The following is a 26,953-nucleotide window of genomic DNA, read 5'->3' as shown; positions in this document are numbered from 1 at the left end:
TTACCTGTAAGGCATTTTTACTGGGAGCACAAGCTAAAACTAATTTCATCCTCCCAAAAAAAGCAAAACCTATTATGGAAGTAAGCACATCTAAAGAAACACAACCATTTGATGAAAACTCCATTCAAAAACTTATAGAGGAACTTCAGGAAAAGTGCGAAATAGAGAAGCACCTGCCGGGAGGTGGCTATCTGCATATGAGCGATGAACTTCCTTATTTAGTGATCTACAGAGATCTTAAAGATAAGGAGGATGAAGAAAAAGACCGGGCAACTGTACGCCTTATTTTAAGTGAAGCCTCTTTTCTAATTATTGGAGATAAAGATTTTGAAGGCTACCAGCGGCTTATGTTCAGCCTGAGTGAAGCCATGTCTTCAAAATTTAAATCATTTCTTCTGCTCGAAGTTTTTGCAGGAGAGTCAGGCAGCCGCGGATTTAAGATCAAGGGGCCTGCACAAAAGCTCTCAACTACAATTAATGTGTTTAAGGAGGAACTGGATGAGATGAATGCCGGCTACAGCGCCTTAAATTTTACTGATACCGAAATAGAGGATTCCCTGGAACGTCAACCCCCGGGACAACCACCTCTTTTAAGCCTGGAACAATTAAAAGACGCCGGATGTCTACTCATTGGCCTTCAGGTACCACCCGTTTACCGCAGCCAGGATGGAGAAGAATACCCCGTTTTCTTTAGAAGCTTTAAAGATAATTTTGTGGTTGCCCTACATAAGACGATTTACGACTTTATAAGGATTCAAACTTCCAGCGGAGTGAAGAGTTACAGAGCCCTGGGGCAAAAGAACCTTCAGGAAAAGGTATTGGAAATTGACCGGGAGTTGGCCGAAATTGAATCTTCCTACCAATTTCTATGGTTGGTTTCCCCTGCCAATATTCGAACTATAAAAGAGACTTTTTTCAAAAGTAACTATGAAAAGGTTCTTAACTATCACTACAGGCTTTTACCATTTGACCCCGATGTTCTCAAAAGAAAACTTTATAACTTAAAGATCGAGGAAGTAGATGACCCTGCACTTTCTTACATTTTTCGGGAAAAACGAGAAGAACTCGATCTCCAGATAAGCATGCTTACCGAAAGAGGTCTTGATAGTTTTTTCTATAACAGTATGATGCTCTATGGAAAAATTAGTAGAGAACTTCAAAGGGAGGCCGAGACAATTCTAAAAGAAGTTCCTGAACAGGAACAGCAGGATTTTGAGAGTATACTCAAAGCTGAAGATTTTGAGGTTCTTGCTCACAAGGAGTTTGAGTACTTCCGCGGGCAGGATGAGAATTTTTCCAGTAAAGTACATGTGCGCGATGATGTCAATATTCTTATGGTCTCTCGTGGAGAACTTTATTTACCAAGTGATTACAAGCTCAATGCGAATGAAACTAAAGCTTTGATCCAGCACGAAATAGGCACACATGTCCTCACTTACTACAATGGAAATAAACAGCCCCTAAGACTACTTTCTATTGGCCTTACCGACTATGACACGCTTCAGGAAGGTCTGGCAGTGTTATCTGAGTACCTCGTAGGCGGACTTACAGGTAACAGGATGAGAACTTTAGCTGGCCGGGTTGTAGCTGCTTCGGCAAGAATGCACGGGGCCGATTTTCAGGAGGTATTCCGTCTGCTTTACAACGACTATAATTTTACAGCGCAAAGGGCATTTAATATTACATCCCGAATTATGCAGGGAGGTGGTTTTACAAAAGACATTTCCTACCTCAAGGGGCTGGTACAACTCAAGAAACACCTTGAAGAAGGTGGGGAATTAAGCCCTCTTCTTACCGGAAAGTTTTCACTTGAGCACATGCAGATAATCAAAGAATTACAGGATAGAAGGGTACTTTCCCCTCAAAAGCTTACTCCTCGCTATTTACATTCAGAAGAGACTAAAGAGAAACTTCAGCAAATAAGAAAGGGGATTCCTCTTTCACAATTGATCAACGCATGAAAATATGTTTTGTAGTAAATAGTGTGGAATCTGAAGGTGCCGGCACCACGGTTTACATGATGCATGAAGCCTGGAAAAGGAATCATGACGTTTACTTAATGGGAGTACAAAATTGAGGTTGAAAATTTCTCGGATGTCATCATTGAGTCCATCGAGAGAAAAATTGAATATAAGAAGCATTATGGCACCGGAATTTCCAACCGCGAACTTGCAACAATGGAATAGAATATTTTAAAAATTTATCAATTTAACCGGGAGCGATCCCCTAAAAGAAATCATTAATGAAAATATGTTTTGTAATCAATAGTGTTGAGACTGAGACCTGTGGTACCACAGTGTACCTTATGCAGGAAGCCCGAAAACGTAAACATGATGTTTATGCCATGGGCGTGGGAGATTTTTTCTTCGAACAGGATAAAGAACTTTGTATAGAATCTACTTACCTGCCCAAAAAGATTGAAGCAAAAACTCCTAAAGAATACCTTGAACTGTTGCAAAGCGATAAAGCCAAAAAAGAGAGAATCACAGCTACAGATCTTGATGTGCTTTTTATAAGGAACAATCCTACCGAAGAAGGTTCTTCCCGTCAATGGGCCGAGCAGGCCGGGGTTGCTTTTGGCCGCATGGTACAACAGGAAGGCGTACTGGTACTCAATGATGCCTATGCCCTGTCTAATGCTTTTATTGATAAATTATATTTTGAGGAGCTTCCGGCAAGCATCAAACCCTACTCTATCATCACCCGGAAAAAAGAAGATGTATTGGAGTTCTTTGAAAACCACAAGAAAAAAATGGTGCTCAAACCTTTAGAAGGCTCGGGAGGAAGAGATGTGTATTTGATCGATAAGAACGAAAAGAACCTGAATCAAATCATAGAAAACCTCTCTAACCAGGGCTACATCATCGCACAGGAATACCTGCCCGCAGCAAAAGAAGGTGACGTGAGAGTTTTACTTCTGAATGGCCGGGTCATGGAAAAGGATGGAAAATACGGAATCATCAAAAGGGTCACCGGAGAAGGAGAATTCCGTAGTAACTTTAATCAGGGAGGTACAGGCGATAAAAGTCCGCTTACAGACGAGATGAAGCGCATCATTGAGATCACTGCTCCTAAATTGATTAGGGACGGATTATTCTTTGTAGGCCTCGATATCGTAAAAGACAAACTTATCGAGATCAATGTGCTTAGTCCCGGCGGAATGGATCACTTTGAAGAAATTGGTCTTCCTGATTTTTCTGATGTGGTTATAGATGCTATCGAAAAGAAAGTAGAATACAAAAAATTGTATAAAGGCCAGATATCCAACCAGGTATTGGCAACAATGGCGTAACAAAAAAGCAAAAAATGAAAGAGAAAACCCGAATCATAGGAGAATATACCAGTAATAAAGAAGGGCCTTTGCTGTTTGTAACTGCCGGGGTTCACGGCAATGAACCCAGTGGTGTAAAGGCTTTAAAAAAGGTATTTTCTGAACTTGAAAAAACAAAACCTGAAATTAAAGGAACAATCGTTGGCGTTATGGGTAATAAAGCAGCGCTTGAAAAAGACCAGCGATACATCGATGAAGACCTTAACCGCACCTGGACCGAAGACAATGTGACAAACCAGGATCCCGAAACCCAGGAACAGCGGGAAATGCACGAGATCATCAACGTTTTGGAGGGCCACCCCGAAAGTCAGTACTCCAAACGCTATTTCCTTGACTGTCACACTACGTCATCAGACAGCCTGCCCTACATATCGGTACAGGATGTGCATGACAATGTTAAGTGGTCTCAAAAGTTTCCCACTTACATCGTGAAAGGCTTCAGCGATATCGTTTATGGCGCTATAGATCATTATATGAGCCGCACCGGCTTAACAGGCTTTGTCTTTGAAGCCGGGCAGCACACGAATGAAGCTTCCGTAGAAAATCACGAGGGAATGATCTGGCTGGCTCTAAAACATGCTAACGGACTTGATGTGGAACAGGTTTCCTGCTATCCCGAATGTGTAGAGCGATTCACCGAAAAGAATGCTCCTTCACAAAAAACCTTTGAAATTGTTTACCGGCACGAGATCAAAAAAGGCGACAGCTTTAAAATGGAACCCGGATTCAAGAATTTTCAGAAGATTAAGAAAGGACAATTGCTCGCCACAAGTAATGGCGGCGAGATAAAGAGCGAGTGGGACGCCTACATCTTTATGCCCCTGTATCAATCTCAGGGCAACGACGGATTCTTTATTATTGAAGAAGTATAAAAAAATTCCCTGTCAAAAATGCCATTTTTGACAGGGGATTAAAAAGATTAAATATTTAAGGAATAAAAGCCTTTAGCGGATCAAAAATTCTAATGAAACCGGGGTTTTTGAAGCTACAGGCTCTCCTTTTTGTTCTAAAGATCCATCCTCTTCAATTTTAAATACTGAAATATCTCCTGAATCCTGATTGGCGGCATATAAAAAGGCTCCATCAGGGGAAATGGCAAAATTTCGGGGGGTTTTACCGAGTGTAGAGGTGAAATTTGGATTGCTCAGTGCTCCTGAAGCAGCATCTACCTCATAAGAAACAATGCTGTTGTGCCCGCGATTAGAAGCGTAAAGGAATTTCCCTGAAGGATGCAAATGAATATCAGCACCCGAATTATTTTCTGAAAAATCTTCGGGAAGGGAAGAAATATTCTGAATAAGCTCAAGTCCCCCATTTTCCAGCACCTTAAAAGCGCTTACACTGCTGTTGAGTTCATTAATTGAATAAGCAAAACTGCCATTTTTGGAAAGTGTAAAATGCCTGGGGCCCGCACCTTCATCCAGGGCTACAAAAGCCTGCTCTCCCGGAACTAATTTGCCTTGGTTTTCATCAAAATCATAGATCCAGATTTTATTATTGCCCAAATCTGCAACGTATGCGTGCTTATTATCAGCGGAAACAGTGACCGAATGAGCATGAGATTCCTCCGGATTTTCAAGATCTATTCTTTGCTGTTTCTTCAGAATACCATTTTCATCCACTTTGAACAACATTACTACTCCGCCAGAATAATTCGCTACAAAAACATATTTACCAGATTCATCAGTAGTTACGTGAGCCGGCGCAAAGCTTTCCGTAGAAAGTTTGGAGAGTTCTTCTAAAGAGTCGTTTTCATTAATCTTGTAAGAATAAATAAAACCCGATTCAGCATCTCCGGGGCCTAATTCGCTCACTGCAAATAGCAGTTTTCCATCTTTTGAATCCTTTACAAATGAAGGATTAATCACTTCAGCAACGGTTTTGCCCTCCGTGAGTTCGCCTGTCTGGCTGTTTTGGTAAAGCGTATAAATACCTTTAGCCTTACCGTCTACATGACCCTCTTTTTTAGTGTATGAACCCACAAAAATTGTATTCATAGTATCAGCTTTTGGATCATTGGGAATAACGTCATTTTGGGATTGGTTTTTTCCCTGATTGCAGGAGGCAAGGCTAGCAATAAGGCCAGCTGCCAGAAATTTGATGGTTGAAATTCTCATAATTAGGTTTATTTAAAAGTAAAACTTTTTGTGAGAATCTTCGGGATTATTTAGGAAATGGCAATAATGAAAAGTCCGGTAAGAATGATGCTAATCCCTATTACCCTGTTCCTGAAGTTCTTTTTTTCATTCAGAAAGAAAAAGGCATAGAGGATAATAAAGACGGCGCTCGACCTTTTAATCGTGACCACGTACGGCACCAGGATAAGCTGCAGGGCAAACATGTGGGCCAGCACACTGGTGGTCCTGAAAAAACCTACCATGAACAGCGGGCCTTTCCGGTTTTTTATTTGTAGCCAGGGTTTCTTTGACTTCCACAGCAAAATGGGAACGAGGTACATCAAGATCGTAAAATCTTTCGTGAACGCCCAAAAAACTGGCGAAGTCTCCTCCACTCCTATCTTGTCAAGGTTGGCCGTAATACTCCAGATGAAAGCCACTGCAAACATATATCTTGCTCCCTGATTCTTCAGCAGGGAAACGAAGGGCGCAAATACCTTTTTTGGATCCTCACTCAAATTGGAAATATAAGTCCCTACCACAATAAGGACAATCCCTATCAACCCTAAAGCGTTAGGAAATTCGCCCACCATAATGGGTGAAGTGATGAGCATAAACAGCGGCGTCAAAGTGATAAGCGGAAGTGTCACCGAAATTTCGGACCTCTTGATAGCTTTAAAATACAGTAAAATCACCATTAGCTGCAGCAAAGAACAGCCAAGTAGCGCCCACAAATAGCGTGTGGAAATAGATTCAAACCCGAAGTAAAAAACCACCGGGATCAAAAGAAGGCTTTGTACCAGGTGCATAGAAAAAGCCGCCGTGTATTCATCTATGTGATGAAGGTTGTGCTTACTGGTGATATCCTTTAAAGCTTCAGAAATAGCGGTTCCAAAAGCCAGTAAAAATCCTAGCATGCTGTCATTTTTTAGTCGGCCGGGAAAGCCATAGTTCCCATGATCGCATTTGCGTTTTGGCCGGTGTCCATTCTGCTGAATTGCACTACCACAGGGATGTTCGAACGGACATAGCAGCCATAATTTCTCTCCAGCGCAACTGCTTCGGGATCTATTAGGTCGTTGATCCTGATCTTTCGGAGGCGTTGCGGCTTTATTTTTACTTCATAAGTGCCCACAGGCGCCTGATTCTCGTAAAATATGAAGATCTCGATATTTGCTTCTTCTTCGGAAGTATTAAGTACCGAAATTTTATCGTGGCTGTTGAACATAGGTTCTTCTCCCGTTGAATCAAACGGAATTCTTCCGCCGGAAAAAGCCCAGTTAAGTTTCCCGATTTTCCTCATTATTCAAAGTTAAAGAGTTCATTCATATAAGGTGTCAAAAAGGTGCTTTTAGGGTCAAATTTTTTCCTTGTCTCCTGAAATCGATTCCAGTGAGGATAAAGCTTTTTTTATAAAGGTTTACAGGATAAACAGGATTTTAGTTATTAAAAAAAAGATAAATTGTCATCTTTCATTAACATCATCTAAAAGAATATGATTTTGGTCATACTCTTCCGGGTATCATAAGGTTAGCTTTGCATCCTAATTCTAAAGATCATGGACAAACCAACACCAATTAAGAGGCACGATGCTTTAAAACCGCTTAGCAGAGACCATCACCACGGATTGTTGTTGTGCTGGAAGATTAGAGAAGGATTAAAGAGAAAGATCGAATTAGACCGGATAAAAAAGTATACCGACTTTTTCTTTACTTCTCAACTAAGGCCGCATTTTAGATTTGAAGAATCTGAAATATTTCCTCTTTTAGGAGATGGTCATTCCATGAGCACAAGAGCTGTTAACGAGCACTCCCGGCTGGAATTTTTGTTTAAAGAGGAAGCCAGTAAAGAGATGTTCCATTCCATAGAAAAAGAACTGAACCGGCACATCAGGTTTGAAGAGCGGGAGCTTTTCAGGGAGTTGCAGGAATCCGTTTCTGAAGAAAAGCTTCAGAAAATAGCAAATAAAGAGGAAGAAATCATCACCCCCGATCCCGATGACTGGAGCGATAAGTTTTGGCAGTAAATCTTAAAACTTAAAGCCACCGCTTTCGTCTAAAATAAAATAGCATCCCTATAATTAAAAAGAACATCGCAATCAATAAAACAGGATAACTGTACCTGTATTCGAGTTCGGGCATATATTCAAAATTCATCCCATAGATCCCGGCAAGAAAAGTAAGGGGAATAAAGATAGAAGCCATAATGGTAAGTACTTTCATGACTTCGTTCATTTTATTGCTTATGGTGGTCATATACATATCCATGAGGCCCCAGGTCATTTCCCGGTAGATCTCAATATTTTCTGAGACCTGCAGCATGTGATCATAAAGATCGCGTATGTAATTGAGGGTTTGCTCCTGTATAAGGTCATGATCTACTTTTTCAATACGGCTTACCACCTCCCGCAAAGGGTTTACGGCACGCCTTATCCTTAACATGGTGCGTTTTAATTCCTGGATCTCAAGTATGGTGTCATCTTTAGGTTGTGCATCAAAAACCCGTTCTTCCATGGCTTCTATTTTATCGCTCATATCGTCTACAACTATAAAATAGTGGTCTACAATAGCGTCTAAAAGGGCAAAAACAAGATAGTCTGCACCCCTGCTTCTTATACGGCCTTTCGCCTGAGAAAGTCTCTCCCGCACCCCATTAAATACATCTCCGCCGGCTTCCTGGAAAGTGAGCACATAATTCCTGCCCAAAACCATGCTTATATGTTCGTTTTCCAGCCGCCCATCTTCCCGAAAGTATAGCATTTTTGCTACTATGAAGAAGTAATCTTTGTATTCATCAATTTTAGGGCGCTGGTTGGTATTCACAATATCTTCAATGATCAAAGGATGCAGGTCATAGTACTTTCCAATCTTTTCAATCTCTTTTGTATTGCTTAGTCCGTCGATATTTATCCAGGTAGTACGGTCTTCTTCCTCAAATTGAAAAGCATCTTCGGGGTTTTTTGAAGTAAACCTTTCATAATTGTCGGCATTGTAATCTATTACTTCGAGTAACGTCTCCACCTGCTCTTTACGCCCCACATAAGTAACGGTCCCGGGGGCCTGGTGAAGTGCCTGGTTCGATTTTGGCCTTTTAGAAAGGTAGCGGGTTCTTTTAACCATAGAAGAATATTTTTTTAAATGTAAGAATTTCCGCGTACCTGTAGGCTGTGAAAAAATGTTGTATTTAACAAGTTCCGGGCATTGGGCTTTGGCTTGCTTTCATTTTATTTGCATCATGGTTGAAGAGGCAAAATTAATAGGCACATTAAAGGAATATTTTGGTTATGACAGTTTCAGGCCACAGCAACGGGAAATCATCAAGGCTGTTTTTGAAGGTCGTGATAACCTGGTGATCATGCCCACAGGTGGCGGAAAATCTATTTGTTTTCAGCTTCCTGCCATTTTGCTTCCGGGTATTACTATTGTGATCTCTCCGCTTATCGCCCTTATGAAAGATCAGGTAGATGGGCTTACCGCTAATGGAATTTCAGCAGCATTCCTCAATAGCAGTCAGAAAGAACAGGAGCAGCAGGAGATCTTCCGGAAGATTGAGAAAAATGAGATCAAACTTCTTTATGTAGCACCCGAAAGTCTTCAATATGTAGACGCTGTTTTTTCTGCGGGCAATATCAGCCTTATTGCTATTGATGAAGCCCATTGTATCTCCAGTTGGGGGCACGATTTCAGGCCGGCATATACTCAGTTGGGATATCTTAAAAACCGCCATCCAGAAACTCCTGTGATCGCTCTCACTGCCACAGCCGATAAAGCCACGCGCCAGGATATTTGCGATCAACTCAATATCCCGCACGCCACACATCACCTCTCTTCTTTTGACAGAAAGAACCTGAGCCTGGAAGTGCGTCCCGGCACCAAAAAATTTGAGCAGATTCTGGCATTTTTGAAAGGTAGAAAATCTGAAAGTGGTATCATTTACTGCTTAAGCCGGAAAAATACTGAAGAACTCGCAACCAAACTCCAAGAAAAAGGTTACAAGGCCGAAGCTTATCACGCCGGATTATCACATAATGAGAGGATACAGATTCAGGAAGATTTCATCAATGACAGCAATGACATCATTTGCGCTACCATCGCTTTTGGGATGGGTATAGACAAGTCTAACGTGCGCTGGGTGATACATTATAATATGCCAAAGAACCTTGAAGGTTACTATCAGGAGATTGGTCGTGCCGGGCGTGACGGATTACCTTCTTCTACCCTGCTCTTCCACAGTTATGCCGATGTGGTGCAGCTACAGAAGTTTGCTGAAGGATCGGGGAATGCCGAGATCCAGTTGGCGAAACTGGAACGCATGAAACAATATTCTGAAGCTCTTAGTTGCCGCCGAAGGATTTTGTTAAGCTACTTTGGAGAAATTATTTCTGAAGATTGTGGCAACTGCGACGTGTGTAAGAATCCGCCCGAATTCTTTGACGGTACCATACTTGCCCAAAAAGCCCTTTCTACAGTTTACCGGCTGAAAGAACAGGAGCCAATTTCTATGGTCATAGATGTGCTGCGGGGAGCCCAAAACGCACAGGTGCTCGAAAAAGGTTATCAGGGCCTCTCAACTTATGGGATCGCCAGCGATGTGTCCTGGCGAGACTGGCAGCAATATATTATCCAATTGATCAATCAGGGTTACCTGGAGATTGCATTTCACGATCAGAACAAGATCAGGCTCACAAGCCTTGCCAAAAATGTGCTTTTTGAGCAGGAAAAAGTTTCTTTAGCCGATGTCACCCAGGCCGAACTCAAGAAACAACCCGTTGTTGCCGAAAAGACTTCAGAAAATACCCTTTTTGAGAGGTTAAGAAAGCTGAGGCTCGAGCTATCCAGGGAAGAAGACATCCCGGCATACCTCATTTTCAATGATGCCACCCTCAAGGAAATGGAGAAAGAACGCCCAATGACCGATGAAGATTTTATGCAGATAAGTGGGGTAGGTCGCCAAAAAATGCAGAATTACGGGTACCGGTTCATCAAGGAGATCATTGCCCACAGCAAAGAAAAACGGGAGAAGAAAACCCGTAAAAAAGGCAATACTTATAAAGAAACACTCAGGTTGTACCAGGAAGGAATGAGTATTGAAGAAATGGCGCAGGCAAGAAACCTGGCTGCCACCACCATTTTTTCCCACCTTTCTAAACTTTATGAAAGTGGTGAGAATGTAGATCTCAAAAAATATATTTCAGAAGCAGATCTTGAAGCAGTTCGCAAGGCACAAAAAGAACTTGATGATCCTGACGCCCTAAAACCCTACTTCGAACATTTTAAAGAAGAAATGGACTACGGAACTATTCGGGTAGCATTGACAATATTGAATAAAGAAAACTGAACTTAGAAGTACGAAGTTAGAAGTACGAAATTAGAAGTGTGAAGTTAGAAGTTAAACCGCGCAACCCGCAACTCGCAACCCGCAACCTGCAACCCAATTTTGCAACCCGCAACTTCATTCAAAATCCACTTTGTTTAAGATGAGTCCGCTGCCGGGGGCGATGTAGTTCATGGGCATTTTTACTTCCGGTGTCAGGCTTCTTTCTATGTCGGCAATAGAAAATTCGCCTCTTCCCAATTGTACCATGGCTCCCATTATTAACCTTATCTGGTTGCGCAAAAATCCCGTTCCGGTAACTTTTAGCAGGTAAGATTTATCGGGAAAGAAACTGGCGGTGATCTTTGTGTTCAGCAAAATTTCGCAGGTATCAATCTCACGTTCTACTACAGTATGCGGGGTGGGTTTGGTGCAGTAATTATGAAACGAATGTTTCCCTTCAAAAAGACGGGCTCCCTGCATCATGAGGTCAACATCGAGAATTTCAGGAAAAGTAGCCATAAGAGGTGCTGCAAAAGGATGGCTCTTTCTTCCGAAGGAAAACAGGTACAGGTATTCCTTTTTCTTTGGGTGTTGGATGATATTGAAAGCGGCATCAACTTCTTTAATACTTAATGCCCGAATATCCGGAGGCAGATTTTGATTGAAAAGCACCAGGAAATCGGCCATATTCTCTAAAGGTTCGTGGTCTATGAATAATTCAAAAGCCGACTCATGTGCAGAGACCATGGCATCGGTTCGGCTAGAGCCCAGGATTTTGAAGTGGAGCTCCCCCAAAACAAATTTGAGGGTCTTTTTAACGAGGCCTTCCACAGTTTTTAAACCCGGCTGTCTTTGCCACCCATGCAGCCTGTACCCCAAATACTGTATTTTAATTAGGTAGTAGTAACGCTGTTGCTTCACAATTTTTGTTTGTACGAATTTAAAGCAAAAACTCCGCATGAGCCCCATGAACAAAAGCTTTGTTCCAAAAGTCTTTAACTTTTACTTAGAATAGATTGGGCTGCTGATTTTGTACCTTCACTTTTATGGAACAATTACGCAACTCTAAGGGGAAACAAATACTTCTTTATGGAACATTAACCATACTCGCTTTATACTTCCTGTTTCAGGGGCTTGCAGATGCAAGTGGTTTTCTCATTCCGTTGACCACAGCCGTGATTCTTTCTCTTCTCATGATACCGCTGTGTAGGAAGATGGAAAAATCATTTTTGAATCGGATGTCCTCTTCCCTGGTAAGCACTTTCATTATTTTCCTGGCTTCCGTAGGTTTTTTCGCCATTATATCAATGCAGGTGAAAACGGTGGTAGACGACTGGCCAAAGATCAAGGAAACAATGGCCCCAAAAATCGAACAGGTGAAGGCTTTTTTACTGGAGCACACCCCGCTGGAGCAGCAGGATATTGAAAGTTCTGAAAAAGGCAGCCCCGTTCCTTATATGAGCGAAACCTCCAATGCAGGTAAAAAAGCTGCTTCTTTTCTCAATAATACCATCAGTTTTTTTGGTGACTATCTTATCACCTTTATATATATCTTCTTTCTGCTAAACTACAGGCACCGGTTTAAGCGTTTTTTGTTACTACTCTTCCCCGACTCCCGAAGGCATGAGGTAAAAGATATTATTGAAAATTCGGCCAAAGTCACCCGAAAATATCTCGTGGGGAAACTTATTCTCATCGGATTTTTAGCAGTTTTATACGCCGTAGGCCTCGGAATTTCGGGCGTTAATAATTTTATTCTAATTAGTATCCTGGCGGCTGTGCTTAGCCTTCTTCCTTACATTGGTAACATTGTAGGGTTTGGGTTGGCCCTGATCTTTGGGTATCTTGTATCTGGAGAAACAGGCGTTCTTATTGGGATTATGATCACATTTGCAGTGGCACAATTTGTAGAAAGTTATATTTTGGAGCCTTATGTGGTAGGCGACCAGGTAGATCTTCACCCTTTCTTTGTTATACTGGCAGTAATCATTGGCAGTATGGTGTGGGGCATCCCGGGTATGGTGTTATCTATACCCATACTCGCTATCATTAATGTGGTGTTTAGTAGTATTTCTCCTCTAAAACCCTTTGGTTTCCTGCTGAGTAAAGACGATGATAAAGATTAAATGGAATTCACTACAGCCCAACAATTTGAAGGATTTTTAAGTACTTCTGAAATCTTTACTGAAAATGCCATTTTTGACTACCCGCTCTACCGCACCACCGGTTTAACTGCGGGCAAAAATCTTCCTGCTGTCCCTGCACCCACGGCAACAGTACTGGGAAAGCGGATGGAGCACTTTTTTGCCTGTTATGTTGCTCATTTTACTTCGGAAGATGTTGTACTTCAAAATCAGCAGATCATTCAGGAGAAAGAAACGCTTGGAGAAATAGATTTTTTGCTGAAGGAAACTACTTCAGAAGAAATTTTTCACGTAGAACTAATCTTTAAGTTCTATATCTACGATCCCGACACTGGTTTTTCAGAAAAAGACCATTTAATAGGCCCTAACAAGCGCGACAGCCTTAACCGAAAGCTGGAAAGGCTTCAAAAAAGGCAATTCCCGTTGCTGTTTAAGGAAGCTACAAAAAATATGCTTCAGGCTTATGAGATAGATCTGCAGCAGGTGGTTCAAAAAATGTGTTTTAAGGCTTCCGTTTTTCTTCCGAAGAAATTGAAGCCTTCAGCTTTAAAAGAAATCAATCCAGATTGCATTGCCGGTTTCTGGATAAGAGCTTCAGAATTCACTTTTGAAGACTATGGAAAAAATGCCTTTTTTAGTCCGAAGAAGAAGTTCTGGCCGGTGCTTCCGGAGCATAACCACACCTGGTACTCATTTGAAGATATTGAAAGACAAATTTCTCCTCTTCTCACCGATAAATTTTCTCCTCTACTCTGGATGAAGACACCTAACGGCAGCTACCAAAGGCTTTTTGTGGTGTGGTGGTAATTTCTTAGCAGAAAATTAACGGCAAACCCCAGGCTAATTAAGGAAAAATTATGACCGGCAGCCCTACGGCTTTTTTGGCATCTTAGTATCTTAAGTACGCAATTATAAATCAAGGAAAAAACCCGATTCTAAAGGTGTTTTTCCGTAAAAACCGACAGATCATGCCAATTTTGACAAAAGAACAATTTGAGGACTTAGCAAAATTTGACAGCAATCCTTGCGTCTCAATTTTTATCCCTACAGTAAGGGCCGGAAAAGACGTTCTCGAAGAAAAGGACAAGATCAATTTAAAAAGTCAATGGAAAAAGGCCGTTGAGGAACTAAAAGCAATGGGATACCCACAGGATAAGATAGAAAAGATGGGGAAGCCGGTGAACGACCTGATGGACGACAGTGATTTTTGGCGACATCAAAGCGACGGACTCGCCCTGTTTCTTGCCGACGGATTTTCAAAACAGTACACCTTACCCATTTATTTTGAGGCTTACACTTATGTTGCAGACCATTTTTATTTAAAGCCGCTGGTGCCAATGTTTAATGGAGATGGAATGTTTTATTTGCTCCACTTACAGTTGGATGAGGTAAAACTCTATGAGGCCACTCCATATTCTATAGGAGAGGTTAAGATCGATGATCTTACGCCCAATCAACTCGAAGACAGGGTTGGGTATGATTATGAAGAGAAGAATAGCAAGCACAAAACCCAACGAAATAGTGTGGGCGCAAACCCACAAGGCACTTCTACCCAACATGGTTATGAAGCCGCAAGCAGGGATCGCAAAAATGAGATTTTACGCTTCTTTAGGGCAGTAGACAAGGGGATTTACGAAATTCTGCACAACGAGAGCGTTCCGCTTATAGTTGCCTGCCAGGATTCTTATTTCCCAATTTACCAGGAGGCCAGCCGATATAAAAATCTGTACCCAAAACCTGTACCCGGAAACCCTGAAGCCGATCATAACAGTATTTTTAGTCTGCATGCAGCGGCACTGGAAACTCTTGAGCCACACTTCAGGAAAGACAGAGAAGATAAAATGAAGCAGTTCAATGACTTGAACCCTTCCCGAACATCATCCCAGGTTTCAGAGATCATTCCGGCTATTTTTGAAGGAAAGGTCGATACGTTGTTCCTTCAGAACCGCGAAGACATTTGGGGAGATTACAATGAAAAAATGGCTTCGGTAGATGTTCATGAGGAGAAAAGAAACGGCAGTGTTTCGTTGATGAACCTTGCCGCTGTAAAAGTACTTCAGCAAAACGGAAAGGCTTATCTCATAGAAAAAGAGTTTATGCCGAATAAGGATTCTAAAGTAAACGCTGTTTACCGATATTAGTAATGATCTGAAGAAGGCATTCTGAATAAAAAAGCTGCCTTAAAAGCTTCCCGCCGATCTTTCTGAAGAATTTAAAGATCATATAGATATAATCTTCAAAAGTAAATAACCTAAAACAGGTTTAGATTGGCGAAAATGGCTTTTAAGGCAGCTTTATATTTATGTATAGTGGGCAATTTTGCCGGTAACTTCTTTGTAGAAATCTTTGATCTTAATAAAATCCTGCTCCTTATCATCTGAGGGATACAAGGGGCCCGAGACTTTTACACTTTTACTTCCAAAGTCGAACGCTACCATAATGATAGGCACTTCGGCTTTTTTAGCGATATAGTAAAATCCGGTTTTCCACTCCCCTACTTTTTTCCTGGTACCTTCGGGAGCAATTGCCAGGCTAAATTCTTCCCTCTCATTGAAAAGGCTTGCAATAGCTTCAACCTTCTTCTGTCCCGGAGTTCTATCTAAAGCGGTACCGCCCATCCATTTGAAGTACCACCCAAAAGGAGGTTTAAATAATTCTTTTTTGGCTACAAATTTAATGTCTACCCCCAGAATCCGTCGGACTAAGAGCCCCAGATAAAAGTCGTGCCAACTGGTGTGCGGCACCACAATAACCACTGCTTTTTTAAGATTGGCGGGCCAGCTTCCGTAGAATTTCCAGCCCATGATCTTAAAGTATATGAATTTAGCCAGCCAGTTCACTCTCCCTATTGCTCTTGGTGATCTCTCCTGCCCTTCTTTTTCTCTCTTCGTAAAGCAATCCTAATTCCCTTCCGGTTTGGCCTTTTACAGAGGTATTTTCTTCGGCCCTTCTTATAAGGTAAGGCACAACTTCCTTTACAGGGCCAAAAGGCACCAGTTTGGCCACGTTATAACCGGCTTCAGCAAGGTTATAGCTAATGTGCTCACTCATTCCGAAGAGCTGGGAAAACCACACCCTGTCGTCATTTTTTTCAATGTTTTTATCTTCCATAACCTGTAAGGCCAGGTAGTTGCTCATCTCATTGTGTGTGCCGATAAATACCGAAATATCTTCTATGTGCGCCAGGCAATAAGTAAGCACCCCGTTATAATTTACATCGGTGGCTTCTTTGTTCTCACAAATAGGCGACAAATATCCCATTTTTGAAGCCCTTTCATTTTCCTTTTCAATATATGCACCGCGCACTATCTTGGCTCCTACAATAAAGCCCTGTTCTTTGGCGCGGCTGTGCAGGTCTTTGAGATACTGCATCCTGTCCCAGCGGTAGCATTGCAGGGTGTTAAAGATTATTGCGCGCTCGCGGTTGTATTTAAACATCATTTCTTCCATAAGCACATCGGCAGCATCCTGCATCCAGCTTTCTTCGGCATCGGCAAGCAACCTTACGCCCTGTTTGTAAGCTTCGTCGCAAATCCTGTTCACACGATTTTTTACGCGCTGCCACTCTTCTTCCTCTTCGAGGGAAAGATTGGCATTTGCAGAGACTTTTTGCCAGAGTTCAAAACGGCCAATCCCCGTGGGTTTAAAAACCGCAAACGGCAGCTCGTCCCGTTTAGAAATAAATTTTACAATATTGGTCTTGCGTTCAATTGCCTTATCAAATTCACTCTCTTTTTCCTTTCCTTCTACGGAATAATCGAGAATGCTATGCAAGTTTTTACTGTACATTTTTTCAATGGTAGGAAGGCAATCTTTTTCGGTTACCCCACCACAGAATTGGTTGAAAATGGTCTTTTTAATAAGCCCCTCTACCGGCAAATGTGCTTTAAGAGCAAGGTTGGTCATTGCAGTACCTGTTTTGACCAATAGTGGCCGGTCAATCATCTCAAAGAGAAAGATGGCACGGTTTAATTCTGAATCAGTTTTTAGTTTAAAAGCTGTCTCAGTATCATTAAATATCTTCTGTGTGATCATTTCTTAAAATTGGGTTTACAAAGATAATTATTGGATGGAGATAGTTAGGATTTTTCTCCTTATTTTCGAAGCCTTTAACGTGTATTTATCAAAAGGATCCATGACTAAAACCTCTACAGCATCTCCCGTACTTTTTAACCAAAAAGGATATGACCATTTCCATGAATTTTTAGGGCAGGAAAACTTTACCAAAATCTTTATTCTGGTAGATTCCAATACCCATGTTCACTGCCTTTCTTCCTTTCTTCAAAAACTCGAAACCCAGCTTGAAGTTGAAGTTTTGGAAATTGAAGTTGGTGAGGAAATCAAAACTATAGAAACCTGTAGTTCTTTATGGGAAGCATTATCAGACCTGGGAGGAGATCGCAAGAGCCTTTTGGTCAACCTTGGCGGAGGTGTGGTGACAGATCTTGGTGGTTTTGTTGCAGCAGCCTTTAAAAGAGGTATTGCCTGCGTTCACTTCCCCACTACCCTGCTCTCTATGGTTGATGCGGCTTTAGGCGGAAAGAACGGAGTGAACCTTGGCGCATTGAAGAACCAGGTGGGTATTATTAGAAAACCGGAAATGGTAGTTATAGATATGACATTTTTGGAAACCTTAGCATCCAGTGAAATGCGCAGTGGGCTCGCCGAAATGCTTAAACACGGATTAATTGCTGATGAAGATTACTGGAACCGTCTAAAATCTTTAAAAGATCTTGACCTTACAGACCTTGAAGACCTGATTAAGGAATCTATAGTGATCAAAGAACAGGTAGTAGCACAGGATCCTTTAGAAAAAGGCTTACGGAAAAGTCTGAATTTTGGACACACCCTGGGTCACGCAATCGAATCTTACTTTCTTGAAAATCCTGCAAAACAAAAATTATTGCATGGGGAAGCCGTTGCGGCAGGAATGGTTTTGGCAGCTTATTTATCGACAGAACTTGAAGGTTTCCCAAAAGAAAAAAGAGATGAGATCAACCATGTGATCCACTCCATTTATGGAAAAACCGATTTTACAGAGGAAGATCAAAAAAAGATCATCAACCTGTTGAAATTTGATAAAAAAAATGAGGGAGGAAAAATAAATTTTGTTCTTTTGCGACAAATTGGAGCACCGGTAATTGACCGGGAAGTACCAAATACATTAATCCATGAGGCTTTCAGGTATTACCTTACTCCTCAGGAAGATGCACAATCAGAGTAAAGAACAGAGTTTAAATTTTTTATTTATTTTAACGGTGGCGGAATTATGAATCATTATTTTCGCTTAGAAGGAGGCCTTAAAACTTACTTATGAAAAGAATCATTGTTGATTACAAAAAGCTTACTCCCGAAATTTTGGGATTATTGGTTGAGAAATATCCTGACGGGTATGATGATGATCAAATCATCTCTTTTAAGAATGCAAAAAACGAAACAGTTGAAGCTGTAGAGGTACGAACCGAAGACAGTATTTATCTTGTAAAAGTTAGTACCCGTCTTGAAAATTCCATGGCGAACTATGATGAAGAAGACTATGATGATTCAGATTTCAATGAACCTATTGTAGATCTTCCGGAAAAGAATGACGATGTGGAAGAAGACATGGATGATATGGATGCTGACGAAGATGATTCCGAAGATATCTAAAAGAATCTAACAAAAGAAAGCCGCCGGTAATTTATACTGGCGGCTTTTTTATTAAAAATATTACCTGCGAATACTAGGCGTGCTGGTCTTCATGCTTACCTTCTTTGATCTCTTCAATAAGTTTTGAATTAAAAGCCGGTAGATCATCAGGATTTCTACTGGTTACAAAACCTTCGTCTACCACTACTTCCTCATCAACCCAATTTGCACCGGCGTTAATTACGTCGTCTTTCATTGAATTGTAAGAGGTCATAGTTCTTCCTTCTACCACTCCTGCACTAATGAGCGTCCAGGGTGCGTGGCATATCGCAGCTACAGGTTTCTTTTGCTTAAAGAAATCGCGTACAAATTGAAGAGCCTCCTCATTTGTTCTTAGATTATCGGGATTCATAACCCCTCCCGGAAGCATAAGTGCATTATAGTCGCTTGCACTCACCTCACTAACGGTTTTATCGACGTTGTATTCTTTAGACCAGTCGGTTTCATTCCAGGCCTTGATTTTGCCTTTTTTGGGACTTACAATGTGAACTTCAAAACCTTCATCTTCCATAGCTTCTTTTGGAGAAGTTAATTCTACCTCTTCAAATCCATCAGTCGCTAAAATAGCTATCTTCTTATTCATTTTTTTAATTTTTATGTTCAACAATTATTTAAGGGAAGATAGGCACTAAGCCTCTTTTTCTGTATTAAGAAGCCTATAAAATCTAGAAGTCTAAGGTTAAATTTTATTAAGAGGAGCTATTTTTTTGCCTCCTCATTCATTTTGCGCTGTTTTTGGCGCTCTTCCTCCTCATCTAGGTGTGACTGCAGGGTATCAAGAATCCTTTTTTCATCTACCAGTTGTCCGCGTTTTTCTTCGAGCCTTTCAAGCTCCTGGTAAATGGCAGGTTCGGCATATTCGTTTGGTTCCACTTTTTCTTTTTTATAAAGGGCATACTGCACGGTAAATTCAGCTCCAAAGAATACAATTAAGCAGGTATAATAAACCCACAGGAGAATAAGAACTACCGAAGAGGCACCCCCATAGACAGAACCCGGATTACTTTGACCAAAATAGAACCCTATGAGGTATTCGGCTACCAGAAAAAGGCAGGTAGTGAGCATGGCCCCCAGGTAAGTAGTCTTCCATCTTAGCTTAACATCGGGTAGCCATTTAAAGATCGCAGCAAAGAGAGACATAATGATGGTGAAGGAAAGGGCAAAATTTAGCACCTCTAGGAGAAAAGTGGTAATTACAGGAGCTATAGAAGCAACATAATCTTTTATAGCTGCCAATACTGCCGAAATGACCAGAGAAACAAGAAGCAGCAACCCCAGGACGAATACCATCCCCAAAGAAATTATGCGGTTAATGATAATCCTCTTCACCGTATTCTTTTTTACTGCAATGTTCCAGATATTATTCATTGCAGCTTTTAACTGGAAAAATACCCCGGTGGCACCAAAGATCAGGAAAGCAAATCCAAAGATAACAGCCCATGTAGAGGTTTGATCAAGTGCGGCGTTCGCTACCATTCCTTCAATGGCCTGGGCCGCTTCCACTCCCACAAATTCGCCTATTTCCCTGGTGATCCTGCCCTGTACGGCTTCTTTTCCAAAGAAATATCCTGCAACCGTAACAACAATAATGAGTAAGGAAGGCAGTGAGAAAAGCGCGTAATACGCTATAGTAGCACTCCTGGCCCATGGATCATTCCTGTTCCAGCTAAAGTAAGATTGCTTTAAAAGCCTCCAGAAGGAGTTTAATTTCCGTTTAATAAAGCCCATAAGCTGAATGTAGTTAAAATGAAAGTAATAAAAAAACCCTCCAAACTAATAGCCTGAAGGGTTTTTAATAAGAATTTAGTACACTATAAGTTCTCAAAAATAGAATGCATAAGCCTTTTCTTATCGTTGATGCTCTCTTCAAGAGAAATCATTGTTTCTGTACGGTAAACACCTTCAATATCATCGAGCTTGAAAATAATATCTTTTGCATGCTGAGTATCTCTTGCCCTAATTTTGCAGAACACATTGAATTTGCCAGTAGTAACGTGAGCTACAGTTACATAAGGAATTTCATTAATGCGCTCTAATACAAATTTGGTTTGGGAAGTGTTTTGTAGAAAAATTCCAACATAGGCTATAAAAGCATAACCCAGCTTCTCGTAATTAAGTGTAAGTGACGAACCAAGAATAATCCCTGCTTCTTCCATTTTCTTTACCCTAACGTGCACTGTTCCCGCTGAAATATTAAGTTTTTTTGCGATATCAGTGAAAGGGGTTCGCGTATTGTCGATCAACATATTGAGTATTTGGTGATCGGTTTCATCTAATCTAAACTTTGCCATATCTAATCTTTTGAAGATTCTCCTTGTTTTTAAACGAAGTACAAAATTAATACAAAATAATTAGATTATAGTCAATATTCATTTAATATGCGGCGGATTTATTGATAACTTCTCTTTATTTAACAAAATTATCTCTACTATATCGTTTTCGATAAGCGGGGTTTCGTCGGATTTTTCTACCTCCTGGCCCTTACAATCAATTTCTAAATGCCCAAAAAAGTTCAAATCATCTTCAATAATATGTACCACGGGTTCAAAAAGTACATCTCCGGCTTTTATTTTTTCTGAATACTGTATCCCCACATCTACTTTTTTCCCTTCCACCAGTGCATTCCGAAGAATGATGTCGAGAAAACTTTTCTTGTTCCCGGGAATTTCAAAATAGTCTTCTTCTTTTTGTTGAATAAAATCTCCGGTTGCAACGGCTTTGACAGCTGTAAGTAATGACAGGGTAAAATACTTCCTGGTTTCTTCCCTTAAATAATCTCCCTGAAAATGTCCGCATTCAAACAAGATTGTTGGCACGTGCTGCGCCTGAAAGTAATCTCCTGTGCAATTAAGATTAAAACTATCATCAAATCTTCCTACCTGCCCCGGAATAACTTTTTGTAGCTCTTTATTCATTGCAGCAATGATTTTCATAGCCTTTATTCGCACTTCAGTAACCGTTCTTGCTTCATCCATTGAAGGAGCAAGAAAAGAGAGCGTAGCAGGTAGATTGAAGTCTCCCGCACCAAAGATGGTCCTTTGATCATGAAGGTTAAAACAGAAATCTGGCTTAAAGTCCTCAAAAGTTTTTCTGAGCACTTTACTTTCAGGTTCATTGATCTCTTTCGCATCGCGGTTGAGATCTACTGTGTTTACGTTTACACGGGTATATCTAGCTGCACCGTCTGGATTGATCATAGGAAGTATTAAAATGGTACAATCCGCAAGTATATTCTTTACCACATCCAGTTCTGCATAAACTTTCAGGAAGTTGAGCAAGTCTACAACTCCTTTTGTGGTGGTACTTTCATTGCCGTGCATCTGCGACCAGACCAAAATCTTCTTTTTACCTGCACCCACAGTTATTCCAAGAATAGGAATATTAAGGAAAGATCTTCCAACTTCGGTTACTTGATAATGCTCTTTTAAAACTTCCAAAGCTTCTTCCAGCTGCATATACGTAATATATCTTCCGTATAATTTTTCAGATTTAAACTCATCATAATTCTCAAGAAATTCTTCTGTTGTCATCATGTTTACAAAAGTAAATAATCCAAAATTTACAATCGTAAACAGGAGGAAATGTTTTTACTGTATACTTATGTAAACATTCAGTTCCCGTCTGTAAATCAGGTGATAGGAATATTTCCTTGTGAAAATTTTATATATAATAATAAGCTGTATTTTAGTTATTTATGTCGTTTTATATAAAGTTATAATACATATGATTATCCCTGTTTAAAGCTGGTGTTGGAGAATCCATTTTAATTGATTACTTTTGTAAACAACCTATTTTTTTACTCCTGTTTACAATGGTGAACACTGAAGAATTTACAATTCGACTTAATAAGGTTATGGAATACTACGACCTTTCGGCTGCTTCATTTGCCGATAAAATAGATGTGGGTCGCTCCTCCATTTCCCATCTTCTATCTGGCAGAAATAAACCGAGCCTGGATTTTGTCATGAAGATCATTAATGCTTTTCCGGAAGTTGAACTTTACTGGCTACTTAATGGAAAAGGAAGTTTTCCGAAGGAAAGTTCACCTTCCAGGAATCGGGAGAAAGAAGATAATCAGAGGAAGGAATCTGAAGTGCAGGATCTATTTTCTACTACTCCCCCCGTGACCGAAAAAGAATTTACTGCTCCTTCCCTCTCTAAAAAGATAAAAAAGGTGGTCATTCTTTATGAAGACGGTACTTTTGATGCCTTTGAAAATTGAGAAGCATCAAAAAAGGTTTTAAATTTGCAGCATGAAAAAAATCTTGTTGGGCATTCTATTTCTTTGCTGCCTTAGCTCCTGTTATCAGGCAGAACGTAACTGTAAAGATTTTAAGACGGGAACCTTTGAATTTGAATCTTATCTTGAAGGGGAACTGGTAAAAACCCGTTTCGTGAGAAGTGATAGTATCGAAATCGATTATTTTAGAGGCCAGGTTGATACTTCTTCTATACGATGGATCAACGACTGTGAATATATACTCTCAAATTTAAACCCTAAAAACAGGGCTGAAGAAAAGCCTATTCACATGAAGATCCTCACCACTAAAAACAATACATACACCTTTGAATACGGATTGGTGGGAGAAACGCAGAAACAGCGTGGAACCGTTGTAAAGGTAGAGTGAAGTAGTCTGTAGACGGTAGACGGCAGTCTGTAGAATCTTAAGATGAAATATATTCCTAGGGCTTGATAACTACCCAATTTACTCCTTAGACATTACTCCTTAGACCTTTCGTGGGGTTTTACTTCTTTTTAAGCAGGTCGTTTTGTTCCTGCATCAATTTATTGAGGTTTGTAAGCAGCTCAATATCTTTTGGCGTGGCTACAGTCTTATCTTTAGGATCTTCGGCTTTTCTTCTAAATCTATTCATCAATTTTACCACCAGGAAAACGGTGAAGCCAATGACCAGAAAATCGATAAATACTTCGATCATGAGTCCGTAACCCACCGCAATTTCCTCTACAGCATCTACTCCCTCGGTTCCGGGGATCGCTTCCCGAAGCACATATTTCCTGTCGGCATAAGTGATCCTTCCGGTTATTAAAGAAAGCGGAGGCATGATGATTTGCTTTACCAGTACATCAACTACGCGGTTAAAAGCAGTACCAATTATGATACCCACCGCCATGTCTATCATGTTGCCTTTTACGGCAAACTCCTTAAATTCTTTGAGTAATCCCACAGCCATTATTCGTCAAAAAGTCTTATTTGAGTTTCATCTCCACCCGGGTTCTCTTTGTGAAGCTTTGTTTCAGAAAAATCAGGTGCTTTAGCCTGTCCTTCCACACGCTCTTCTCCTTCCACTTCCATATCTTCGGGAGCGGTTTCTTCAGGCTCAATAAATGGCTTCGGATCCAGGAGATTCACCTGTTTTACTTTTTCTGAAGTAAGCTGGTTTCCAAGGGCTTTAATACCTTTTATCGAAATGAATTCTTCAAGTTCAACAAGATCGTTGGGTTTCTGATCTTTCCCCCTGATTTTTGTATAAACTACTTCTACCACCGGAAGATAATCGGTAGAAACGATCTCGAGATAAGACTTGGGATGTTCTCCTATGAAGTTTTCTTCTTTTTCTTCATTTTCTATAATAAAGCGTTTCACATAGAACTTCTCCTTTTCTCCTTCCCAATAAATAGCTGAAACCGGCTTTTTTGGAGACCACTTTTCAAGTACTATAATATCTTCATCAAAACGCGTAGTGAGCTCGGGTTTAATAGTTTTGGCTATACCATTTTGAGTAATGATCAAAAGCCTGTCTTCTCCCTTAAACTCGCCCAGCAAATCTCCTCTCTCGTCTACATTGAGCCTTCTCACAGTGTCATCAAACCAGATTCTTCTTGGTTTAAGTGTAGAAACCCCTTCCTCTTTGAGGTCAATTTTTTTGACCGGGTACTTAGTCACTATATTTCCTTTTACCGCCCTGCCTTTAATAGCCATGTCGGCAAAATCTACTTCGAATTTTAATTTCTTGATACTTCCTACCTGCCTTAGGTAGACCATAACTACTTCGGCCTCGCCATTTGGATTTGCAGAAAAATAAAGCACTTCTGAACCTTTCTTGCCCTGGGTAAGATCATACTCCCTGTCGCGGGTTACCGAGGTCACTGCAAACCTTTTGATATAGGAAGCCCCACCTTTACCATCTTTATAGATCATGTTATAGATGGTGCGGCGGTCTTTCTTTTTAAAGATTGCCACGTGAATAATGTCTTTCCCTATAAAGGTCTTGGCGTCTACTCTGGTAACGATCATTTTCCCTTCGGCAGTAAAGCAAATCACATCGTCAATATCTGAACAATCGGTCACATATTCATCTTTTTTGAGGGCTGTGCCCACAAAACCTTCTTTACGGTTTACGAATAGTTTTGTATTTCGTATAACTACTTTAGTTGCTTCAATGTCGTCAAAAAGGCGCAATTCGGTCTTTCTTTCTTTACCTTCACCATATTCTTTCTTTAAGCGGTTAAAATATGCAATAGCATAATCTACCAAATGATCAAGGTGGTGCTTTATCTGCGCAATTTCGCCTTCCAGAGCTTCAATTTTCTGTTGTGCTTTATCAAGATCAAATTTAGAGATACGCTTGATCCTTATTTCGGTAAGCCGCACAATATCTTCTTCGGTCACTGCACGCTTCAGGTGCGTGATAAAGGGCTTTAATCCGCGGTCTATAGCTTCAATCACACCTTGCCAGGTCTCTTCTTCCTCAATATCGCGGTAAATCCTTTTTTCGATAAAAATCCGTTCCAAAGAAGCAAAATGCCATTGCTCCTGGAATTCCTCCAGTTTTACCTCCAGGTCTTGCTTCAGTAAAGCAAGGGTATGATCTGTAGATCTTCTAAGGATTTCTGATACCCCTAAAAAGGCCGGTTTATTTTCAATGATGATGCAGCTCAAAGGTGAAATAGAAACTTCACAGTTTGTAAAAGCATACAGGGCATCTATAGTTTTATCGGGAGACATTCCCGGCGGTAAATGGATAAGGATCTCAACTTCACTCGAAGTATTGTCTTCAATTTTCTTGATCTTGATCTTTCCCTTATCATTTGCCTTAAGGATAGAATCAATTAATGTAGAAGTATTGGTGCTAAAAGGTATCTCCTTTATCACCAGGGTGTGCTTATCAAGTTGAGAGATCTTTGCCCGCACTCTCACACGGCCGCCTCTCATCCCATCATTATAATTGGTGATATCGGCAATACCTCCTGTAGCGAAATCGGGAAATAGTTTGAATTTCTTTCCCTGCAAGTGCTTTATACTTGCCTCAATAAGTTCAATGAAATTGTGAGGCAGGATCTTTGTACTTAAACCCACGGCAATACCTTCGGCACCCTGAGCAAGCAATAACGGGAACATCACCGGTAAATTTACCGGCTCTTTTTTTCTTCCGTCGTAAGAGAGCTGCCACTCGGTGATTTTCGGATTATAGACTACATCAAGGGCAAATTTTGAAAGCCTTGCCTCAATATATCTTGCTGCTGCAGCCCCATCTCCTGTAAGAATGTTACCCCAGTTCCCCTGGGTGTCTATCAAGAGGTCTTTTTGGCCTACCTGTACCATGGCATCACCTATACTGGCATCCCCGTGAGGGTGGTACTGCATGGTATGCCCCACAATGTTTGCAACTTTGTTATAACGTCCGTCATCAAGATCTTTCATAGAATGCATGATACGACGCTGCACGGGTTTAAATCCGTCTTCTAAAGCAGGAACCGCTCTTTCAAGAATTACATAAGAGGCATAATCCAGGAACCAATCTTTGTACATTCCGGTAACTTTGGTAAGCACCTCGTTGTTCTCTGTATTATTCAGCTCTTCGTTTTGCTCGAACTGTTCGTCTTGATGATCGTTTTGATTCTCGTTCTCCATTTAAGCCCTCGCTTTGTTTTTCTCCAGAATTTTGGCAAGTGACATTTCTAAAGCTTTTACTTTCTTGCCCGTTAAAAAGGTGATATTATATTTATAGTGCCTGTACCCTCTACTATTCCTTGAATGAATGTAAATGTGCAGGCGTTTGTAGAAAAAATAATTCTCTATCCTAAAATTCTTCAGTTTTGACTTTGGCACCTCGGTTCTTTGTTCCCTGTAATGCATGAATTGCGACACAAGGGCACCATTGCTTTTGAAGTTGATGGTTTCTCCATCACTGTCAAATTCGAATTTTTTTCCGACTATAAAAATATAGACCGCCACTACAATAGCGATACCATTAGGAATTAAGCTACTGTAATTAAAAGGAACATCATCATATTTAAGTTCAACAGATGCAAATGCATTTGTGATAAAAACCGCCACTACAATGATATAAATTGAAGGGATAATTCCGGTTTCTTTCCTGTTGTTGAACTTCAT

Annotated in this window: 26 protein-coding genes; 12 read left to right on the top strand and 14 right to left on the bottom strand. The window is 40.7% G+C overall.

Going from position 1 to position 26,953, the window contains the following annotated elements:
* The first annotated feature begins 74 nt into the window (after positions 1–74).
* From VS868_RS15220 to VS868_RS15210, 3 genes are all read left to right on the top strand, one after another.
* The gene (locus VS868_RS15220) at positions 75–1,961 is read left to right on the top strand and encodes a tyrosine/phenylalanine carboxypeptidase domain-containing protein (RefSeq protein ID WP_345598567.1); all 1,887 of its coding nucleotides are present in this window, start codon (positions 75–77) and stop codon (positions 1,959–1,961) included.
* A gap of 281 nt (positions 1,962–2,242) precedes the next feature.
* Positions 2,243–3,292 (top strand): glutathione synthetase, encoded by a 1,050-nt coding sequence (locus VS868_RS15215; protein ID WP_345598566.1) that lies wholly within the window; start codon positions 2,243–2,245, stop codon positions 3,290–3,292.
* Positions 3,293–3,306: 14 nt separating this feature from the next.
* Positions 3,307–4,203, top strand: a complete 897-nt coding sequence (locus tag VS868_RS15210; protein ID WP_345598565.1) for a succinylglutamate desuccinylase/aspartoacylase family protein — start codon at positions 3,307–3,309, stop codon at positions 4,201–4,203.
* Positions 4,204–4,275: 72 nt separating this feature from the next.
* Here the strand turns inward: VS868_RS15210 and VS868_RS15205 are convergent, their stop codons facing one another.
* Genes VS868_RS15205 through VS868_RS15195 form a run of 3 tightly spaced genes read right to left on the bottom strand, consistent with a single transcriptional unit; the run spans position 4,276 to position 6,751 of the window.
* Entirely contained in the window at positions 4,276–5,448 is a 1,173-nt protein-coding gene (locus VS868_RS15205) for a lactonase family protein (protein WP_345598564.1), read from the bottom strand.
* 50 nt (positions 5,449–5,498) lie between these two features.
* Complete coding sequence (locus tag VS868_RS15200; RefSeq protein ID WP_345598563.1) at positions 5,499–6,365, bottom strand: EamA family transporter; 867 nt, start codon at positions 6,363–6,365, stop codon at positions 5,499–5,501.
* 11 nt (positions 6,366–6,376) lie between these two features.
* Positions 6,377–6,751, bottom strand: coding sequence for a sensory rhodopsin transducer (locus VS868_RS15195; protein ID WP_345598562.1), 375 nt, complete (start codon positions 6,749–6,751; stop codon positions 6,377–6,379).
* A gap of 255 nt (positions 6,752–7,006) precedes the next feature.
* On the opposite strand from VS868_RS15195, the gene VS868_RS15190 reads away from it, so the two are divergent.
* Positions 7,007–7,474, top strand: coding sequence for a hemerythrin domain-containing protein (locus VS868_RS15190; protein ID WP_345598561.1), 468 nt, complete (start codon positions 7,007–7,009; stop codon positions 7,472–7,474).
* A 10-nt stretch (positions 7,475–7,484) separates the two neighbouring features.
* On the opposite strand, the gene corA is transcribed toward VS868_RS15190, so the two are convergent.
* Positions 7,485–8,567 (bottom strand): magnesium/cobalt transporter CorA, encoded by a 1,083-nt coding sequence (gene corA, locus VS868_RS15185; RefSeq protein ID WP_345598560.1) that lies wholly within the window; start codon positions 8,565–8,567, stop codon positions 7,485–7,487.
* A gap of 115 nt (positions 8,568–8,682) precedes the next feature.
* Here corA and recQ point away from each other — a divergent pair, with 115 nt between their 5' ends.
* Positions 8,683–10,785, top strand: coding sequence for a DNA helicase RecQ (recQ, locus tag VS868_RS15180; protein WP_345599846.1), 2,103 nt, complete (start codon positions 8,683–8,685; stop codon positions 10,783–10,785).
* 114 nt (positions 10,786–10,899) lie between these two features.
* Here recQ and VS868_RS15175 read toward each other — a convergent pair whose 3' ends face one another.
* Positions 10,900–11,685, bottom strand: coding sequence for a tRNA pseudouridine(38-40) synthase TruA (locus VS868_RS15175; RefSeq protein WP_345598559.1), 786 nt, complete (start codon positions 11,683–11,685; stop codon positions 10,900–10,902).
* Positions 11,686–11,810: 125 nt separating this feature from the next.
* On the opposite strand from VS868_RS15175, the gene VS868_RS15170 reads away from it, so the two are divergent.
* The 3 genes from VS868_RS15170 to VS868_RS15160 all read left to right on the top strand — a co-directional run bounded on the left by VS868_RS15170 (position 11,811) and on the right by VS868_RS15160 (position 15,049).
* Positions 11,811–12,890, top strand: coding sequence for an AI-2E family transporter (locus tag VS868_RS15170; RefSeq protein ID WP_345598558.1), 1,080 nt, complete (start codon positions 11,811–11,813; stop codon positions 12,888–12,890).
* Positions 12,891–13,715, top strand: coding sequence for a DUF1853 family protein (locus VS868_RS15165; RefSeq protein WP_345598557.1), 825 nt, complete (start codon positions 12,891–12,893; stop codon positions 13,713–13,715). It begins immediately after the preceding gene.
* 161 nt (positions 13,716–13,876) lie between these two features.
* Complete coding sequence (locus VS868_RS15160) at positions 13,877–15,049, top strand: hypothetical protein (protein WP_345598556.1); 1,173 nt, start codon at positions 13,877–13,879, stop codon at positions 15,047–15,049.
* A 159-nt stretch (positions 15,050–15,208) separates the two neighbouring features.
* Here the strand turns inward: VS868_RS15160 and VS868_RS15155 are convergent, their stop codons facing one another.
* Together VS868_RS15155 and VS868_RS15150 are read right to left on the bottom strand one after the other, a co-directional pair.
* A complete protein-coding gene (locus VS868_RS15155; protein WP_345598555.1) occupies positions 15,209–15,712 on the bottom strand; it encodes a 1-acyl-sn-glycerol-3-phosphate acyltransferase in 504 nt (167 codons plus the stop codon).
* A 19-nt stretch (positions 15,713–15,731) separates the two neighbouring features.
* Entirely contained in the window at positions 15,732–16,943 is a 1,212-nt protein-coding gene (locus VS868_RS15150; RefSeq protein ID WP_266068648.1) for a proline dehydrogenase family protein, read from the bottom strand.
* Between the two features lie 100 nt (positions 16,944–17,043).
* Here VS868_RS15150 and aroB point away from each other — a divergent pair, with 100 nt between their 5' ends.
* Together aroB and VS868_RS15140 are read left to right on the top strand one after the other, a co-directional pair.
* Positions 17,044–18,132, top strand: a complete 1,089-nt coding sequence (aroB, locus tag VS868_RS15145) for a 3-dehydroquinate synthase (RefSeq protein ID WP_266068647.1) — start codon at positions 17,044–17,046, stop codon at positions 18,130–18,132.
* Positions 18,133–18,221: 89 nt separating this feature from the next.
* Positions 18,222–18,557 (top strand): hypothetical protein, encoded by a 336-nt coding sequence (locus tag VS868_RS15140; protein WP_266068646.1) that lies wholly within the window; start codon positions 18,222–18,224, stop codon positions 18,555–18,557.
* Between the two features lie 73 nt (positions 18,558–18,630).
* On the opposite strand, the gene VS868_RS15135 is transcribed toward VS868_RS15140, so the two are convergent.
* The 4 genes from VS868_RS15135 to VS868_RS15120 all read right to left on the bottom strand — a co-directional run bounded on the left by VS868_RS15135 (position 18,631) and on the right by VS868_RS15120 (position 22,129).
* Positions 18,631–19,179 (bottom strand): type 1 glutamine amidotransferase domain-containing protein, encoded by a 549-nt coding sequence (locus VS868_RS15135; protein ID WP_266068645.1) that lies wholly within the window; start codon positions 19,177–19,179, stop codon positions 18,631–18,633.
* A gap of 116 nt (positions 19,180–19,295) precedes the next feature.
* Complete coding sequence (locus tag VS868_RS15130) at positions 19,296–20,324, bottom strand: YihY/virulence factor BrkB family protein (protein ID WP_266068644.1); 1,029 nt, start codon at positions 20,322–20,324, stop codon at positions 19,296–19,298.
* Between the two features lie 83 nt (positions 20,325–20,407).
* Positions 20,408–20,887, bottom strand: coding sequence for a winged helix-turn-helix transcriptional regulator (locus tag VS868_RS15125; RefSeq protein WP_266068643.1), 480 nt, complete (start codon positions 20,885–20,887; stop codon positions 20,408–20,410).
* Between the two features lie 78 nt (positions 20,888–20,965).
* Positions 20,966–22,129, bottom strand: a complete 1,164-nt coding sequence (locus VS868_RS15120) for a M14 family zinc carboxypeptidase (protein WP_345598554.1) — start codon at positions 22,127–22,129, stop codon at positions 20,966–20,968.
* A 320-nt stretch (positions 22,130–22,449) separates the two neighbouring features.
* Here VS868_RS15120 and VS868_RS15115 point away from each other — a divergent pair, with 320 nt between their 5' ends.
* Together VS868_RS15115 and VS868_RS15110 are read left to right on the top strand one after the other, a co-directional pair.
* Entirely contained in the window at positions 22,450–22,818 is a 369-nt protein-coding gene (locus VS868_RS15115; protein WP_306419739.1) for a helix-turn-helix domain-containing protein, read from the top strand.
* 31 nt (positions 22,819–22,849) lie between these two features.
* Positions 22,850–23,224, top strand: a complete 375-nt coding sequence (locus tag VS868_RS15110) for a DNA topoisomerase IV (protein ID WP_345598552.1) — start codon at positions 22,850–22,852, stop codon at positions 23,222–23,224.
* A gap of 118 nt (positions 23,225–23,342) precedes the next feature.
* On the opposite strand, the gene mscL is transcribed toward VS868_RS15110, so the two are convergent.
* From mscL to VS868_RS15095, 3 genes are read right to left on the bottom strand one after another with little or no spacing between them, the layout of a single operon-like run.
* Positions 23,343–23,789, bottom strand: coding sequence for a large conductance mechanosensitive channel protein MscL (gene mscL / locus VS868_RS15105; protein ID WP_345598551.1), 447 nt, complete (start codon positions 23,787–23,789; stop codon positions 23,343–23,345).
* The gene (locus VS868_RS15100; RefSeq protein ID WP_345598550.1) at positions 23,789–26,470 is read right to left on the bottom strand and encodes a DNA gyrase/topoisomerase IV subunit A; all 2,682 of its coding nucleotides are present in this window, start codon (positions 26,468–26,470) and stop codon (positions 23,789–23,791) included. Before VS868_RS15100 ends, mscL begins: the two co-directional genes overlap by 1 nt.
* On the bottom strand, positions 26,471–26,953 hold the full coding sequence (locus tag VS868_RS15095) for a hypothetical protein (RefSeq protein WP_266068635.1): 483 nt from the start codon (positions 26,951–26,953) through the stop codon (positions 26,471–26,473).

The organism is Salinimicrobium sp. 3283s (assembly GCF_039602225.1).
In the GTDB taxonomy this organism is placed as follows: Bacteria; Bacteroidota; Bacteroidia; order Flavobacteriales; family Flavobacteriaceae; genus Salinimicrobium; species Salinimicrobium profundisediminis.
Note: the sequence above shows the minus strand (reverse complement) of the source record. Positions and strands in the feature narration are given on the sequence as shown.

Excerpts from the sequence above, each read along its gene's own strand:
- VS868_RS15220 (WP_345598567.1), top strand. The coding sequence starts at position 75 with ATGGAAGTAAGCACATCTAAAGAAACACAACCATTTGATGAAAACTCC.
- VS868_RS15215 (WP_345598566.1), top strand. The coding sequence starts at position 2,243 with ATGAAAATATGTTTTGTAATCAATAGTGTTGAGACTGAGACCTGTGGT.
- VS868_RS15210 (WP_345598565.1), top strand. The coding sequence starts at position 3,307 with ATGAAAGAGAAAACCCGAATCATAGGAGAATATACCAGTAATAAAGAA.
- VS868_RS15205 (WP_345598564.1), bottom strand. The coding sequence starts at position 5,448 with ATGAGAATTTCAACCATCAAATTTCTGGCAGCTGGCCTTATTGCTAGC.
- VS868_RS15200 (WP_345598563.1), bottom strand. The coding sequence starts at position 6,365 with ATGCTAGGATTTTTACTGGCTTTTGGAACCGCTATTTCTGAAGCTTTA.
- VS868_RS15195 (WP_345598562.1), bottom strand. The coding sequence starts at position 6,751 with ATGAGGAAAATCGGGAAACTTAACTGGGCTTTTTCCGGCGGAAGAATT.
- VS868_RS15190 (WP_345598561.1), top strand. The coding sequence starts at position 7,007 with ATGGACAAACCAACACCAATTAAGAGGCACGATGCTTTAAAACCGCTT.
- corA (WP_345598560.1), bottom strand. The coding sequence starts at position 8,567 with ATGGTTAAAAGAACCCGCTACCTTTCTAAAAGGCCAAAATCGAACCAG.
- recQ (WP_345599846.1), top strand. The coding sequence starts at position 8,683 with ATGGTTGAAGAGGCAAAATTAATAGGCACATTAAAGGAATATTTTGGT.
- VS868_RS15170 (WP_345598558.1), top strand. The coding sequence starts at position 11,811 with ATGGAACAATTACGCAACTCTAAGGGGAAACAAATACTTCTTTATGGA.
- VS868_RS15165 (WP_345598557.1), top strand. The coding sequence starts at position 12,891 with ATGGAATTCACTACAGCCCAACAATTTGAAGGATTTTTAAGTACTTCT.
- VS868_RS15160 (WP_345598556.1), top strand. The coding sequence starts at position 13,877 with ATGCCAATTTTGACAAAAGAACAATTTGAGGACTTAGCAAAATTTGAC.
- VS868_RS15155 (WP_345598555.1), bottom strand. The coding sequence starts at position 15,712 with ATGGGCTGGAAATTCTACGGAAGCTGGCCCGCCAATCTTAAAAAAGCA.
- VS868_RS15150 (WP_266068648.1), bottom strand. The coding sequence starts at position 16,943 with ATGATCACACAGAAGATATTTAATGATACTGAGACAGCTTTTAAACTA.
- aroB (WP_266068647.1), top strand. The coding sequence starts at position 17,044 with ATGACTAAAACCTCTACAGCATCTCCCGTACTTTTTAACCAAAAAGGA.
- VS868_RS15140 (WP_266068646.1), top strand. The coding sequence starts at position 18,222 with ATGAAAAGAATCATTGTTGATTACAAAAAGCTTACTCCCGAAATTTTG.
- VS868_RS15135 (WP_266068645.1), bottom strand. The coding sequence starts at position 19,179 with ATGAATAAGAAGATAGCTATTTTAGCGACTGATGGATTTGAAGAGGTA.
- VS868_RS15130 (WP_266068644.1), bottom strand. The coding sequence starts at position 20,324 with ATGGGCTTTATTAAACGGAAATTAAACTCCTTCTGGAGGCTTTTAAAG.
- VS868_RS15125 (WP_266068643.1), bottom strand. The coding sequence starts at position 20,887 with ATGGCAAAGTTTAGATTAGATGAAACCGATCACCAAATACTCAATATG.
- VS868_RS15120 (WP_345598554.1), bottom strand. The coding sequence starts at position 22,129 with ATGATGACAACAGAAGAATTTCTTGAGAATTATGATGAGTTTAAATCT.
- VS868_RS15115 (WP_306419739.1), top strand. The coding sequence starts at position 22,450 with ATGGAATACTACGACCTTTCGGCTGCTTCATTTGCCGATAAAATAGAT.
- VS868_RS15110 (WP_345598552.1), top strand. The coding sequence starts at position 22,850 with ATGAAAAAAATCTTGTTGGGCATTCTATTTCTTTGCTGCCTTAGCTCC.
- mscL (WP_345598551.1), bottom strand. The coding sequence starts at position 23,789 with ATGGCTGTGGGATTACTCAAAGAATTTAAGGAGTTTGCCGTAAAAGGC.
- VS868_RS15100 (WP_345598550.1), bottom strand. The coding sequence starts at position 26,470 with ATGGAGAACGAGAATCAAAACGATCATCAAGACGAACAGTTCGAGCAA.
- VS868_RS15095 (WP_266068635.1), bottom strand. The coding sequence starts at position 26,953 with ATGAAGTTCAACAACAGGAAAGAAACCGGAATTATCCCTTCAATTTAT.